Raw genomic sequence first — 13,587 nt, 5'->3', positions numbered from 1 at the left:
GTGATTCATTCACTGCCGCAGCACGTTTCGGCCGGACGTGCGCACGTCCGGCCGAGAGGGGACATACGGGTGATCAGGCGGGCGGTCAACGGACCGTCACCACGCGGCTGTGCCAGCCGGTGGAACCGCTCGGGAACGGCGGCGTGCGCTGCTCGGTCTGGAGCTCGCCCCGGCCGTCGGTGGCGCGCACCCGCAGCGTGTGATTGCCCGGGGTCGCCTGCCATTGCCAGGTCCATTGCCGCCAGGTGTCGATCGAGTATTCGGCGGCGAGCGTGGCGGACTGCCAGGGCCCGTCATCGACCCGCACCCGCACCGCGGCGATACCGCGCCGCTGCGCCCAGGCGGTTCCCGCGACCGTCACCGGTCCGGCCGCAACCGTCGCGAATGCCGCGGGCACATCGATCCGCGAGGCGGTCTTGATCGGCGCGCGATCGGCCCAGCCGCGCTCGGTCCAGTAGGCGCGCACGGCATCGAACCGCGTCAACTCGAGATCCACCACCCACTTGGTGGCAGAGACATACCCGTAGAGGCCGGGCACGATCAACCGCGCCGGATAGCCGTGCGCGAGCGGCAACGGCGCACCGTTCATCCCGATGGCGAGCAGGGCATCGCGCCCATCGAGAACCGCCGATAATGGTGTGCCGGCGGTGAATCCGTCGATACTGCGGGACAGCAGCATATCGGCGTCCGGCTGCGCACCGGCCTCGGTGAGCAGCTCGGCCAGCGGATATCCGAGCCAGCGAGCGGTACCGGCCAGCTCACCACCGACCTCGTTCGACACACAGGTCAGGGTGATGACGCGCTCGACGGCCGCACGCCGCCGCAGTCGATCCATATCGAATTCCACGGTGCGATCGGTCATTCCGTGAATCCGCAGCCGCCAGTCGCCGCTGGTGAGCGCGGGCACCTGCAATGCCGTATCGACCCGATAGAAGCGATCGGCGCCGGTGAGGAAGGGCGTGAGCCCGCCGACCTGCGGCTGGACCTCCTCGGTGATCGCCGGTGCGGATCGGTCGGGCCGCGGCAGTACGAAACGAGCCCGGTCCGCGACGACATCGCGCAACCGCGTACCCAGCCACCTCCCCGCCGCCGCGGCACCGACCGCGATCGCGCCGACACCGGCCGCGGAGATCAGAAAACGGCGGCGCGACATCGATATCGGCTCGGCGATACGCGGCGCGGGCGATCCGGTCGTCAGCGTGCGCAACGCCACGATTCCCGCGATGATGCCGACTATGGTCGGCACCGCGAACCATACGGTGGCGGTGGGCCGCCGCAGTGCGGCGGCCACGGTCAGCGCACCCAGTCCGATCAGCAGCAGACTCCCGAGCGGCCGACGGCGCTCCAGCATGCCCGCCAGCGCCGCGCCCAGTGCCATGACCATGCCCATGGAGACGAACAGCGCGAGCTTGTCATTGCTGCCGAAGCGCCGAATCGCGGCGTCCTTCAAGGCATGCGGCGTGTGATCGACCATGGTGGCGCCCAGAACGAAGAACGGCGAGGAGGCCGGATCGATCAGTACGGCCGCCAGATGTCCGACGCCCAGTACAGTGGCCGCCGCGAGCAGTCCGGCTGCCGCACCGCGTATTCGGCGGTGGCCGGCGCCCGGGCCCGCTCCGCCCGCGCTCATGTGACGAGGTTGAGGCTGACGATCGGCGTGGTCGTCGGCTGCGGCGATCCACCGAGTGGTTCCACGGTGACCGCCAGGGTGTCCACCGACTGGAACGGCATCACCAGCGGATCGCCGACGATCGTATCGAGTACGGCGGTCGAGCGCGGAGTGCCGCCCAGCGGCACCAGCCACATCTGGTAGGTGTGTCCGGCGGGCGGCTCCGGAACCGCAAGAAACCGGACAGAAGCGGCGGAAAGTGTTGCGGAGGTGTGAATCTCGAGCTCCCCGCCGGAGCTGACCGGCACCACCCGCGCCGTCATATCGGGCTGCCGATCGATCAGGGCAGCCGAGAGCACATCGGCGGCGGGGCGCTCGGCGGATCGAAAGACGGTGAACCCGAGCCCCATTCCGATCGCCACGATCACCACGGCCGCCGCGGTGAGCCAGTACCACCGATGGGGCTGGGTGCGGCGCCGAGCGGTCTCGGCGGGCGGCGGCACCGTCACCCGGTCGAGGGCGCGCATCAGTCGATCCTCGAGATCAGCCGGAGGAGAACAGGAGTCGGCGATGCTGAGATCCGCCATCGTCTCCCGCACCCAGGCCACGATGGCATCGAACTCGGCCGCGGTCAGCCGATCGGCATGCGCGCGCCGCAGCTCGATCTCCTCGCGTTCACCGTCGGTCACCGCGTCGATCGCATAGGGGTAAGCGAGCTCGAGCAGATCGCTGCCCGGCTCGATGCCGGGCCGCTCGATGGCGCTCATGGGAGTTCACCTCCTGTCAGACAGGCCGCTAGGCGCTTGAGACCGTCACGAATACGGGTTTTCACGGTGGGCACCGGTGTGCCCAGTTGTTCGGCGACCTCGGTGTAGGTTCGACCGCCGTAGTAGGCGAGCGCGATGGTGTCGCGCTGCAGCGGGGTCAATGTCGCCAGGCAGCGCAGCACATCCGACTCGTCCATCCGCTGTTCGACGGCTTCGAGTACGACATCGTGATCGCGGCCCATATGTAGTTGCCCGTAGACGAGTTCGCGATTCGCGGCGGAGTTCTCCACCCGAATGCGATCGACCGCGCGCCGGTGGGTCAGCATCATGAGCCAGCCCATCGGGCTCGACACGCGCTCGTCGTAGCGGTCCGCCAATGACCACGCCTGGAGGTACACCTCCTGCGTGACCTCCTCAGCCGTCGCGCGATTGCGCGACATACGTAGCGCCAGGCCGAAGACGCGGTGACTGGTCAGTCGGTACAGCTCGGTGAAGGCATCGCGATCACCGCCGCCCACCGCCACGACCAGACCGCTCAGGCGCCGGGTCAGCTGTTCGTCACGGGCGATCCCCCCGGTGGGGCAGGCCGGACCGGGCGCCGAATCCCCGGCCACGAATTCCCCGCCGAGATCCCGGAACAGTGGTACGACCCGCGAATGCTCTTCCTCTGTCACGCTGGCACCTGCGCTATTCCTCCAGTTCTGGCCCGGGTGAACGGAATTCGCGGCGTCGACATCTGTCCCTCGTCTCCTGACGGCGTATTGAATCTGAGCGACCATGGCGTATGAACCGTCCGATCAGGCGGGCGGCATGAGAACGCTGTCGATCATGTAGACCGTCGCGTTCGCGGTACGCACCCCACCGCAGATCACCGAGGCGTCACCGACTTTGAGGTTGTCCCCGCTGCCGGTGACGGTCACCTCGCCCCCCTCGACCGTCTTATGCGCACCGGCGATCTTGTCGGGCGCGATCTGCCCGGGCACGACGTGGTACGTGAGGATCTTGGTGAGCGTGGCCGAATCGGTCTCGAGCGAATCAACAGTAGCCGCTGGGACTTTCGCGAAGGCCGTATCCACCGGTGCGAAGACGGTGAATTGTCCGCCGTCGAGGGTGTCGACCAGGTTGACCTGCGGATTGAGTTGGCCCGAGACCGCCGCGACGAGCTTGGTGAGCAGCGGATTATGCGAGGCCGCGACCGCCACCGGATCCTGGGCCATACCGCTCACCGATCCGGCACCGGTGGGCACCTGCTGTGCGTAGTCCTTGCATCCGGGACCCACCAGGTCGGCCGCGGCCGCGGCGGAGCTGGAGGCCGCCATCGTGGTGGTCGAGGTGCTGCTCGAATCCGACTTGTCATTGCTACAACCGGAGATACCGGCGGCGGCCGCGGTCAGGGCGATGGTCACGGCAAGAGTTCGCTGGGTCAGGTTCATGTTCGTTTCCTTTGTGATCGGGCCCGGTCTCAGGGCCCGGGGCGTAAAAGATTTCGCAATCCCCCGGTCTCGCGCGATCACCGGCCGAATCAGGTCGGGGTGGACTGGGGCCGACCGGTGATCTCCGCGCACGGGGCTGGCTCAGGGCCCCGGTGGCCGTCGATATTCAACGACTACACAAAGGGTTTCGCCCAGACCCGGGCGAGGGTTTGGTCCAATCCGAAAAAACTCCGTGCCGAATCCAAATCGGGTGAGTGCGCATGTCGAAGCCGAGCTCCGGGGTCGCGACGTGATAACGCCGTGATCAGCGGTGCCGTCGCCGAACCTGCGGCGGCGCCGGCGCCGGGGGGGACACTCCCCGGTTCGCCACGCTGAATACCGGCGGGATGCTTCCCCTGGATCGACGAGCACAACTAGTCTCGCGGTGACGCGGCGTGACCCCACATCCCATGCCTCGCACCGACTGACCAGTTTGTTTGCCGATTTCGCCGCGGCGCCCGCAACGCTTTCCCCAGTGCTACCGATCCACCCATGACCGAGTATTCGGACCGGCCTTGCGCGTACCGCGCCGCGATACCGCGGCCGCGGAGATCACCCAGGAGGTCTACCTGTACGTCTGGAACGCGGCGACGCACTATGACGAACGACTGGCCAGTCCGATCGGCTGGCCGATGATGCGCACCCATCGCCGGGCAGTTGACCGAGTGCGCCTCGAACTACGCATCCGCGAGGGTCTGAAACGCCTGCGGACCTGTTTGGCAGGATCGATGAACGATGCCTGAGCACCATGAACCCGACCTGCTCGAGTCGGCGTACCCGTACGCCCTCGACGCGCTCACCGACAGTGAACGCGAGGCGGTCGAGCAGTTGTTGAACGCCGCCGACGAGAACACCGCGGCCGACTTCCGCAGCGCCGTCCACGAGATTCGCGAGACCCTGGCGGTAATGACGACGGCGGACGCCCATCCCGCGCCACCCGGCCTGGAAGCGGCCCTGCAACGCGCCCTGGACGATCAGCTCGGCACCACACCGCCGCAGTCGCCGCCCGAACATCGGGTGCGCGGGCGGCGCTGGGCACTCGCCGCGGCGGCCCTGATAGCGATGATCGCGATCGGGGCGGTGATCGCGGTGACCATGGGCCGTTTCGGTGAATCCGGCCGCGTCACCGCCGAACAGGTGCTCAGCCACGCCGACACCCACGGCCGAACCGCGCGACTCACCGGGGGCGGCACCATAACCGTCCGATTCTCGCGCGAATTGAACACCGCCACAGTATCTTTCGTCGCGGTACCGGATCCGCCGACCGGTCACGCGTACCAATTGTGGTTGATACTCCCGGCGGGGCAACCACAATCGGTCACCGTCTTCGCCGCGCTGCCCACCGACCGAGCTCCCCTGCTCGTGCGCCTCGATCATGCCGAACTGGTCGCCCTGTCGGTCGAACCCGCCGGAGGTTCGCCGCAACCCACCACCGCCCCGGTCGTCGCGGTGCAAATCATCTGATTCCGATATGGCACAACGGCTGCGGCGCCGAGACCGGTTGACCTCGGCGGCCGATACGTCAGCTCAGTACTGGTGGCAGGTGTCGACCACCTGGCTCATCTTGGCGCCGAAATCCTGATTGGCGGTCGCGGTGACACCCATTCGCTGCTGTTCGGCGATCAACTGCTGGAAGGAGGCCCGCCGCTGATCCGCCGGCTGGTCGTAGGCGTTCTTCAATGCGGCCTTCTGCCCCGGAGCCGCGTCCAACTGCGCGGCGGTATCGGGCGCCACCTGGTGCAGGGCCGAATCGATCTGCGCGAACGAACAGCTCGAGCTCAACAGCGGTTCGAGATCGCCCATCGGATCGGCATAGGCCGCGCCCGCCCCGAATAATGCTGTCCCGGCGGCAAATCCGCCGATGGCCAAGGCGGCGCCGATTCCGTGCAGGGTACTGATCGATGTCATGAACGAGCCCTCTCGAATTGTGGAGCAGCGAATGACCGCTCCCGAGTCGGAACGGCCAGGGAGGGTATCGGAGCCGATCCGCGATCGGATTGGTGCGAATTCGAATTCACCGGTGCTGGATGCGGCTCACCCGTTCCGCCGCGCCGGTGATATTGCGCGCCATGCCGCCGAAGATGACGGCGTGGAACGGGACGATCGTCTTCCAATACAGATGCCCGGCCAGGCCGTGTGGTTCGAAGACCGCGCGCTGACGGTAGAGCGCGCCGCCGCGCGCGGCCGGGGTGACCGACAGTTCCAGCCAGGCCCGGCCGGGAACCCGCATCTCCGCGCGCAGTCGCAGCACATTCGGACGGTCGATGGCGTCCACCCGCCACCAGTCCAGGGCCTCCCCCGCGCGCAACCGGTGCGGATCACGACGCCCGCGGACCAGTCCCGCACCGCCGGCGAACCGGTCGATCCAGCCGCGCAGCGACCAGGCCAGCGGGAAGGAGTACCAGCCGTGCACACCCCCGATGGATTCGATCACCCCCCATACCGCCTCCTGACTCGCGGTCGTATGCCGTTCGCGCACATCGAGATACAGCGAACCGCCGGACCAGTCCGGATCGGTGGGCAACGGATCCGACGGGGCCGGAACGGTTTCGGCGTCCGACCATCGGGTCGGCACCTCGCGATCGCGGATACGTTGCAGGGCCAGTTCCAGGGCGCGCCGATAGGGGGTCAACCCCGCGGGCGGATCCGGAATGTATTGCGCTATCGCGTGATCAGCGCAGACCACATCGTTCACCAGCGACTCCATCAGCGGCACCGCGATCGCCCGGGGCACCGGGGTGACGAGGTTGACCCATTGGGCCGAGAGCCACGGGGTCAGCACGGGCACCGGCAGGATGATCCGGCGGGCGAGTCCGGCGGTTCGAGCGTATTCGCGCATCATCAGCTCATAGGTCAGCACCTCCGGGCCGCCGATGTCGAAGGCGGCGCTCACGTCGGCGGGCAGCTCCGCGGCACGGGTGAGGTAGTACAGCACATCGCGCACGGCGATCGGCTGGATGCGATTGCGCACCCACCGCGGAGTGATCATGATCGGCAGTCGTTCGGTGAGATAGCGCAGCATTTCGAAGCTGGCCGAACCCGATCCGATGATCACCGCGGCCTGCAACACCACCGCCGGGACCGCGCCCGCGAGGAAGATCCGGCCCACCTCCGAGCGGGAGGACAGATGCCGGGACAGCCGTTCACCCGACGGGGCGATACCGCCGAGGTAGACGATCCGCGCGATACCCGCCTCGGCCGCCACCCGTGCCACCGTGGTCGCCGCCGCACGATCGACGGTCTCGAAATCGGTTCGGGTCAGCGAGTGCACCAGGTAGAACAGCACGTCCTGCCCCGACAGCGCGGCGGCGACATCGGCCTCGGAATCGGCGTCGCCCCGGACGATCTCGACATCATCGCGCCATGCGGCCTCGATCAGTTTGCCCGGATTGCGGGCCAGCACTCGAACGGTGTGACCGGCGGCGAGCAATTCCGGGACGAGGCGGCCGCCGATATACCCGGAAGCTCCGAATACGACGCAGCGCATAGTGTTGGCACCTTCCCTCGAGGTCGAGCCGAGACGCTGTTGTCATCGTCGCCGTACGGCCGGAGTGCGGGATGCTACTCCACAAGCCTACGCCGATCGATGCGAAATCGATGCATCGAGTGCCGCTTACCTGCCGCCACCACGACGCAGCTCGCCGCGGCCTAACGAATCACATCCAGAATCACGGCGAGCGCCTTCTCCAGTGAGCCGAGATACCTTCCGCCACCGGCGTATTCGGCCGCCGTCCAGCCAGGGCCCGCCCGCAGTACCGCCACGCCGTGCGACTCCGCGACCCGGACCGACTCCGCGGTCGCGGTCGCGGCGGTCTGCGACCACAGCACAACGACGTTCGCCGTGGTCTGCCGGTCCAGCGCGTCGGACAATGCCTCGGCGGGCAGGTCCGCACCGAGTGGCAAAGCGGCACAACGACGTTCGGCCAGCGCGGCCCGCAATACCTCCAGCGGCAGCGTATGCCGTTCACCCGCGGTGCAGGCCAGGAGTACGCGGGGTTCGCGGCCGGGACCCACCAGCGCCGGAACACCCCGGTAGAGACCGGTCAGCACCGCCCAGGACAGCAGATGCTCGACATCGATATATCCGCCACCCGCGTCCTGACGATCGACGATCGCCTCGAAAGTCGGGCGGCACAAGCGATTCCAGGTATCACAGACCCCGTGATGAGCCAGATGCCCGGAGATGAGACGCACCAGCGCGGCGACGTCCATGCGCTCGGCGGCCGCGAGCAGTGGTCCGAACTCACCCGGCGCCGGTGCGGGTTCGAGCACGATCAGCGCCGCCTGGGCCGCGCTGGCCGGGGTCGCACCGGCTCGGATCAGCTCGGTCATCCGGCGTGCGACGGACAGGTCGGCGACGCTGTAGTAGCGGTGTCTGCCCGGCAGATGATGCCGCGGGCCGATGCCGTACCGCTGATTCCAGCTGCGCAGCGTGGCCACCGGAACACCGAGCAGCCGGGCGACCGCTCCGACGGTGTACTCGGTCGACTCGCCCGGTTCGGGTGTGCCCGGCGGCGCTGTCATGGTGTCGCCGTACGCCGCGGCCAGCCCCCGCCCCGTACCTCGTACCCCGCGGCCAGCGCGCACAGCGCACCCCAACCCGCGGTCACCGCAAGGGTTTTCACGCGTTCCCGACGACCGTCCAGGGCGATGCCGAATACCGAGGTGTCCGCCGCGTCGCAGGCCACCCGGATGATCGCGGCGGTCCGGCGGGCCGCGGGATCGTCCGCGATCGCCAGGGCCAGACCCGAGACCAGATCACGCAGTGCGATCAGCCGAGCCGTGGCCCGCAACTCGGGTTCGGTGCCGCTGCCCAGCCCGGTCGGTCGCAGCAGCACCTCGGGCCGGATGACCACCGCCGCACCGTAAACCGCCGTCGCGACGCCGACCAGCCGCGCGGGAATGGTGGCGTTCACCGTGCGACCGCCGCGCCGAGATCCGCCGCAGTGTCCTCGCGATGCTCGAGCACCAACTGCACGACATCGAGGTAGCCGGACCGGAATCCCGCCTCGGAGTAGGCCAGGTAGAGACGCCACATGCGCTGGAACGTCTCGTCGAAGCCGAGTTGTTCGACGCCGGTGGTGGCTCCGTCGAACCGTTCCCGCCACAGGCGCAGGGTGTGCGCGTAGTGCGCGCCCAGCGCCCGCCGGTGTGTCGCCACCAGCCCGGAGTGTTCCGAGAGCTGCTGCGCCAGTAGCGTTTCCGATGGCAGGAAGCCGCCCGGAAAGATGTACTTCTGAATCCAGGTGTGCGTGCGCCGCCCGGCGAGCATCCGCTCATGCGGCATGGTGATCACCTGCACCGCGACGCGCCCGCCGGGTGCCAGCACGCGGGTCAGCGTCCGCAGGTATTCCGGCAGATATTCGAATCCGACGGCCTCCATCATCTCGACCGAGACCACCGCGTCGTAGACCCCGTCCACCGCGCGGTAATCGAGCAGCTCGATCGAGACCCGCTCCGCAACCCCGGCGGCGGCCACCCGTTCCCGCGCCAGCCGCTGCTGTTCCGCGGAGAGGGTCACCGATCGGACGATTGCCCCGCGCTCGGCGGCACGGATCGCCAATTCGCCCCAGCCGGTGCCGATTTCGAGCATTCGGGTGCCGGGGCCCACCTCGGCGTCGTCGAGCAGCGTATCGATTTTGCGGCGCTGGGCGTCGGCGAGGTCCCGCCAGGCCGGGGCGGGTTCGAGCCGGTCGAACAGCGCCGAGGAGTAGGTCATCGTCTCGTCGAGGAACAGCGCGAACAGCTCGTTCGACAGGTCGTAATGGTGCGCGGCATTGGTTTCGGCCCCCGAGGCCGTGGCGCGATGCGCGCGCGGCTGACTCGGCAGCAGCGCCGATCGCAACGATTGCAGGGGTGCGGGCACCAATCGATCGATGGCTCCGGCGAATACGGTCAGCACCGCGGCGGGATCGGGTGCGGACCAGTCACCCGCCATGTACCCCTCACCGAAGCCGATCAGGCCCGTCGCTGCGATACGCGCGGTGAAGGCTCGCGGATCATGCAGCACCATGACCGGGGCCGCCGGGTCGTTCGCCCCCGCGCCCAGTGCCCGACCGTGGGGCAGATCCACTCGAACAGGCAAGCGGGACACCGCGTTTCGGAACAGGCGCGATACGATCGGGCTGCCCAACGCGGGCCGGATTCCACGTGGCGCCCGCCGCAGCCCGGCCCACTGCTCGGGCATCGGCGCGGCCGGCGTCTCCGGGTACACGGTGGTGGTCATCGCAGAGCCTCCTGAGGCGAGGGCGTGGTTCGAGGAACGATCGGCAGACCGCGCAGCCACAGCAGCAGGCCCTGCCGGCGGATGCGGGCGGTGATCCGCCAGGTTTCGAGGGGATGCGCACACAGGATGCGCAGCAGGGTTCGGGTGTGCGCGGGAACCACGCGCCCGGTGACGGTCGCGTCGAATATCGTTCTGCCGTCGGGATTCTCGAGCGATATCGCCAGTCGCAACCGGTCGTCCGGGACGGGAAGGCGCAGGAGGTAGCGGCCGGATACGGGGTTGAACGGTGATACGTAGAACTCCTTGGCCACCTCCGCGCACGACTCCGGGGGAATCAGGTATCGATGCCTTCCGCCATAGGTGTTGTGCACCTCCGCGATCACACAGCGCAGTCGGCCGGTCGGGTCGTGACACCAGAAGACGGTCAATGGGTTGAACACATAACCCAGAACCCGGGCATTGGTGAGCATGAGAATCTGCCCGCCGCTCAGATCGATTCCAGCCTCGGCGAGGTATGCCTCGATATTCTGTCGCACCGTGGCGGCCGGATCGCCGAGATGGTCCCGAGCCTCGAAGCCCGCGAACGGACGCAGCGGCCGGGGCAGTACTGGCAGTTCGTCGAGGTCGACCAGCCAGCTGTAGCTGCGGTAGGTGAATGCGTGTCGCACCGGTTCACGCCGGGTATGCCCGATGACGGTGCGCGCCAACCGAGCTCGGGTCATGACCGGGTCCCCGAGGAGCGCACCGGCACCGACGGCCGGGCCGACCATCGCCCGCCGACACGTTCGGCCGCCCGCAGACCCGATACCGCGCCGTCCTCATGGAATCCCCACCCGTGATAAGCACCCGCGAAGGCGACGGTGTGGTCACCCAGATCGGGCAGCCGACGACGAGCGGCCACGGATTCGGTGGTGTACCGCGGGTGTTCGTACTCCATGGTGGCCAGCACGGCTTCGGGCGCGACCCGGTCGCCGTCTCCGAGGGTGACCAGGAAGCGGCGGTCCGCGCCGCCGGGCAGCCGCTGCAATCGGGACAGGTCGTAGCTGACCAGTACTCGGTCGGGCGCGGTGTGGCATTGCGGCAGTCGGTAGTTCCAGGAGGCGCGAGCGCCGGTGCTGCGCGGCAGCACCGATTCGTCGGTGTGCAGCACCGTCCGATTCGGCGAGTAGGGCAATGCGCCGAGCACCGCGGACTCCGTCGCGGTCGGCGTATCCAGCAGTCGCAGTGCCTGATCCGGATGTGTGGCGATGATCGCGGCATCGAAGAACTCGACCTGGTCGGCGTCATCGCGCACCGCGACCGTATGCGAGGCCCGGTGTACCGACCGCACCGGCACGCCCGCGCGGACCTCGTGCACGCCCGCGGCCACGGCCCGCACATAGTTGGCCGAACCACCCGAGACGGTTCGCCAGGTCGGTGAGCCGAAGACGGTCAGCATGCCGTGATGTTCGAGGAAGGTGAACAGGTAACGCGCGGGGTACTCCAGCGCCAGATTCGGCGGGCAGGACCAGACCGCGGCGACCAGCGGAACCATGAAATGCGCGGTGAAGTAAGCGGAGAACGCGGCTTCGCGCAGGAACTCCCCCAGGGTGCGCAGTTCGTCCCCGTCGCCCCCGAGCTCGGCGCGCGCCAAGCGATGAAAACGCGTGATCTCGCCGAGCATGCGCAGGTACGCGCCCCGGCGCAGGGTGCTCGGCGCCGGGAACAATCCGCGCGGTCCCTTCGCTCCGGCGTACTCCAGGCCGCAGCCGTCGCAGCGCACGGACATCGACATATCGGATTCCTGTGTGCGGATTCCCAATTCGCCGAACAGTCGCGACAGGGTCGGATACGTGCGGTCGTTGTGCACGATGAATCCCGAATCCACGCCCAGCCGTAGGTCCTGCCCCGCGGCCAGTTCGTGGGTGTGGGCGTGCCCGCCGAGCCTGGAATCCGCCTCGTACAGCACGACTTCGGAGTCGCGCGCCAATACCCACGCGGCGGTGAGACCCGAGACGCCGCTGCCGATCACCGCCACTCGGCGGGTGGCTCCGGTCAGCGCGCGCACAGCTGATCGGTCCTGTGAGATGTCGTGTTCATCGTTTCCTCCGGCGATCGAACGAGCCGATCGGAGATGTGGCCCGGCTCGTGCGATCGACGGTAGCATTGAATCGATGCAAAAACGATGCATCGGTTGACGCGACCGGATTCCGCCGGTCGAACCGCCAGCGACACCAGCCACCGAGAGATGCCCGCGACATGCACAATCGCCTCGACACCCTGCTCGACCGCACCGTCCTGCTCGGCTACGGCAAACCCGGCCTGCTGCTGCGTCGCACGTCCTGGGAACCCCTCGCACCGGATGCGCTGCGCGGGCGCACCGCGCTGATCACCGGCGCCAACTCCGGCATCGGTAAGGCCATGGCGGCCGGGATGGCCGAACTCGGCGCGGAGGTGACCCTGGTCGTGCGCGATACCGAGCGCGGGGCCGCCGCGGCCGCCGACATCACCGCCGACACCCCCGGCGCCACCGTGCGCGTGGCGCGCTGCGATATCTCGGACCTGACCGATGTGCGACGCTTCGCACACGAATTGCTCGACCACACCGACCGGGTGGACATCCTGGTACACAACGCGGGCGTGCTGCCGCGCACTCGCGCCGAAAGCCCGCAGGGCCATGAAATCTGTTTGGCCACACACGTTCTCGGCCCACTACTGGCCACCGAACTGCTGGCGCCCGCGCTGGAGCGCTCGGGCGCGGGCCGGGTGATCCTGGTGTCCTCGGGCGGCATGTACTCCCAGCCCCTGCCGGTCCAGGACATCGAATACCGCACGGGCGACTACCACGGTGCGACCGCCTACGCCCGCACCAAACGCATCCAGGTAGCCCTCACCCCGAAATTGGCCGAACGATATGCCGCACAGCACATTTCCGTACATTCCATGCACCCCGGCTGGGTCGACACACCGGGCGTGGCGACCTCACTCCCCCGGTTCCGCCGCCTGACCGGCCCACTGCTGCGCACCCCCGCCGAAGGCGCCGACACCGCCCTCTGGCTCGCCGCCACCGAGGTCCCGCCCGGCCACTTCTGGCATGACCGCCGCATCCGCCCCGAGCACTACCTGCCCCGCACCCGCACCTCCGAGACCGACCGCGAATATGTGTGGCAGTACTGCACAAACGCGGCCGGATTCGAATCGAGCTGATCTATCCGAGGGCTTCGACCTGGCCCGCGACCACTCCGGTGAGAATGGCGCGGGCCACGGCCAGCAATTCCGCGACGTGCGGGGAGGTGAGCTCGTAGGTGACCGACAATCCGGTCCGGCGAGCTCGCACCAATCCCGCACGCCGCAGAATCGAGAGTTGCTGGGACAGGTTCGCCGCCTCCACATCGATCTCCTCCAGCAACTCCGAGACCGCATGCGCACGGGCACTGAGCAATTCGAGGACGCGAATACGGACGGGATGGCCCAGAGTTTTGAAGAACTCCGCTTTCATCTGATAGAGCGGCCGCTGCATCGATGGCATTACGT

The 13,587-nt window shown here is 68.2% G+C and carries 15 protein-coding genes; 3 read left to right on the top strand and 12 right to left on the bottom strand.

What is annotated here, in order from left to right:
* Positions 1–85: 85 nt before the first annotated feature.
* The 4 genes from OHB26_RS27315 to OHB26_RS27300 all read right to left on the bottom strand — a co-directional run bounded on the left by OHB26_RS27315 (position 86) and on the right by OHB26_RS27300 (position 3,809).
* Positions 86–1,630, bottom strand: coding sequence for a molybdopterin-dependent oxidoreductase (locus OHB26_RS27315; RefSeq protein WP_330180110.1), 1,545 nt, complete (start codon positions 1,628–1,630; stop codon positions 86–88).
* Complete coding sequence (locus OHB26_RS27310) at positions 1,627–2,376, bottom strand: anti-sigma factor (protein WP_330180109.1); 750 nt, start codon at positions 2,374–2,376, stop codon at positions 1,627–1,629. The genes OHB26_RS27315 and OHB26_RS27310 overlap by 4 nt, the downstream gene beginning before the upstream one ends.
* Positions 2,373–2,990 carry a sigma-70 family RNA polymerase sigma factor gene (locus OHB26_RS27305; RefSeq protein WP_442943045.1) on the bottom strand — a complete coding sequence of 206 codons (618 nt, stop codon included), beginning with the start codon at positions 2,988–2,990 and terminating at the stop codon, positions 2,373–2,375. The genes OHB26_RS27310 and OHB26_RS27305 overlap by 4 nt, the downstream gene beginning before the upstream one ends.
* 183 nt (positions 2,991–3,173) lie before the next feature.
* Complete coding sequence (locus OHB26_RS27300; protein ID WP_330180107.1) at positions 3,174–3,809, bottom strand: fasciclin domain-containing protein; 636 nt, start codon at positions 3,807–3,809, stop codon at positions 3,174–3,176.
* A gap of 476 nt (positions 3,810–4,285) precedes the next feature.
* Here OHB26_RS27300 and OHB26_RS27295 point away from each other — a divergent pair, with 476 nt between their 5' ends.
* Both OHB26_RS27295 and OHB26_RS27290 read left to right on the top strand, forming a co-directional pair.
* Positions 4,286–4,591, top strand: a complete 306-nt coding sequence (locus tag OHB26_RS27295; protein ID WP_442942725.1) for a sigma factor — start codon at positions 4,286–4,288, stop codon at positions 4,589–4,591.
* Positions 4,584–5,312, top strand: coding sequence for an anti-sigma factor (locus OHB26_RS27290; RefSeq protein ID WP_330180105.1), 729 nt, complete (start codon positions 4,584–4,586; stop codon positions 5,310–5,312). The genes OHB26_RS27295 and OHB26_RS27290 overlap by 8 nt, the downstream gene beginning before the upstream one ends.
* 63 nt (positions 5,313–5,375) lie before the next feature.
* Here the strand turns inward: OHB26_RS27290 and OHB26_RS27285 are convergent, their stop codons facing one another.
* The 7 genes from OHB26_RS27285 to OHB26_RS27255 form a co-directional block, all read right to left on the bottom strand.
* Entirely contained in the window at positions 5,376–5,756 is a 381-nt protein-coding gene (locus OHB26_RS27285; RefSeq protein ID WP_330180104.1) for a hemophore-related protein, read from the bottom strand.
* 106 nt (positions 5,757–5,862) lie between these two features.
* Entirely contained in the window at positions 5,863–7,335 is a 1,473-nt protein-coding gene (locus tag OHB26_RS27280; protein WP_330180103.1) for an SDR family oxidoreductase, read from the bottom strand.
* A 161-nt stretch (positions 7,336–7,496) separates the two neighbouring features.
* A complete protein-coding gene (locus OHB26_RS27275) occupies positions 7,497–8,372 on the bottom strand; it encodes a MerR family transcriptional regulator (RefSeq protein WP_330180102.1) in 876 nt (291 codons plus the stop codon).
* Positions 8,369–8,764, bottom strand: a complete 396-nt coding sequence (locus tag OHB26_RS27270) for a hypothetical protein (protein WP_330180101.1) — start codon at positions 8,762–8,764, stop codon at positions 8,369–8,371. Before OHB26_RS27270 ends, OHB26_RS27275 begins: the two co-directional genes overlap by 4 nt.
* Positions 8,761–10,074, bottom strand: a complete 1,314-nt coding sequence (locus OHB26_RS27265) for a cyclopropane-fatty-acyl-phospholipid synthase family protein (RefSeq protein WP_330180100.1) — start codon at positions 10,072–10,074, stop codon at positions 8,761–8,763. The genes OHB26_RS27270 and OHB26_RS27265 overlap by 4 nt, the downstream gene beginning before the upstream one ends.
* Positions 10,071–10,796, bottom strand: coding sequence for a DUF1365 domain-containing protein (locus OHB26_RS27260; RefSeq protein WP_330180099.1), 726 nt, complete (start codon positions 10,794–10,796; stop codon positions 10,071–10,073). The genes OHB26_RS27265 and OHB26_RS27260 overlap by 4 nt, the downstream gene beginning before the upstream one ends.
* Positions 10,793–12,112, bottom strand: a complete 1,320-nt coding sequence (locus OHB26_RS27255) for an NAD(P)/FAD-dependent oxidoreductase (protein ID WP_330185800.1) — start codon at positions 12,110–12,112, stop codon at positions 10,793–10,795. The genes OHB26_RS27260 and OHB26_RS27255 overlap by 4 nt, the downstream gene beginning before the upstream one ends.
* Positions 12,113–12,312: 200 nt before the next feature.
* Here OHB26_RS27255 and OHB26_RS27250 point away from each other — a divergent pair, with 200 nt between their 5' ends.
* Positions 12,313–13,260, top strand: coding sequence for an SDR family NAD(P)-dependent oxidoreductase (locus OHB26_RS27250; RefSeq protein WP_330180098.1), 948 nt, complete (start codon positions 12,313–12,315; stop codon positions 13,258–13,260).
* A 1-nt stretch (position 13,261) separates the two neighbouring features.
* Here the strand turns inward: OHB26_RS27250 and OHB26_RS27245 are convergent, their stop codons facing one another.
* The gene (locus OHB26_RS27245) at positions 13,262–13,582 is read right to left on the bottom strand and encodes an ArsR/SmtB family transcription factor (RefSeq protein ID WP_330180097.1); all 321 of its coding nucleotides are present in this window, start codon (positions 13,580–13,582) and stop codon (positions 13,262–13,264) included.
* Between the last annotated feature and the right edge of the window lie 5 nt (positions 13,583–13,587).

The organism is Nocardia sp. NBC_01503, assembly GCF_036327755.1.
GTDB lineage: Bacteria > Actinomycetota > Actinomycetes > Mycobacteriales > Mycobacteriaceae > Nocardia.
Note: the sequence above shows the minus strand (reverse complement) of the source record. Positions and strands in the feature narration are given on the sequence as shown.

Bases quoted from the DNA above. Each gene is read 5' to 3' on its own strand.
- OHB26_RS27245 (WP_330180097.1), bottom strand. From the start codon at position 13,582: ATGCCATCGATGCAGCGGCCGCTCTATCAGATGAAAGCGGAGTTCTTC.
- OHB26_RS27275 (WP_330180102.1), bottom strand. From the start codon at position 8,372: ATGACAGCGCCGCCGGGCACACCCGAACCGGGCGAGTCGACCGAGTAC.
- OHB26_RS27265 (WP_330180100.1), bottom strand. From the start codon at position 10,074: ATGACCACCACCGTGTACCCGGAGACGCCGGCCGCGCCGATGCCCGAG.
- OHB26_RS27250 (WP_330180098.1), top strand. From the start codon at position 12,313: ATGCACAATCGCCTCGACACCCTGCTCGACCGCACCGTCCTGCTCGGC.
- OHB26_RS27310 (WP_330180109.1), bottom strand. From the start codon at position 2,376: ATGAGCGCCATCGAGCGGCCCGGCATCGAGCCGGGCAGCGATCTGCTC.
- OHB26_RS27260 (WP_330180099.1), bottom strand. From the start codon at position 10,796: ATGACCCGAGCTCGGTTGGCGCGCACCGTCATCGGGCATACCCGGCGT.
- OHB26_RS27300 (WP_330180107.1), bottom strand. From the start codon at position 3,809: ATGAACCTGACCCAGCGAACTCTTGCCGTGACCATCGCCCTGACCGCG.
- OHB26_RS27285 (WP_330180104.1), bottom strand. From the start codon at position 5,756: ATGACATCGATCAGTACCCTGCACGGAATCGGCGCCGCCTTGGCCATC.
- OHB26_RS27315 (WP_330180110.1), bottom strand. From the start codon at position 1,630: ATGAGCGCGGGCGGAGCGGGCCCGGGCGCCGGCCACCGCCGAATACGC.
- OHB26_RS27280 (WP_330180103.1), bottom strand. From the start codon at position 7,335: ATGCGCTGCGTCGTATTCGGAGCTTCCGGGTATATCGGCGGCCGCCTC.
- OHB26_RS27290 (WP_330180105.1), top strand. From the start codon at position 4,584: ATGCCTGAGCACCATGAACCCGACCTGCTCGAGTCGGCGTACCCGTAC.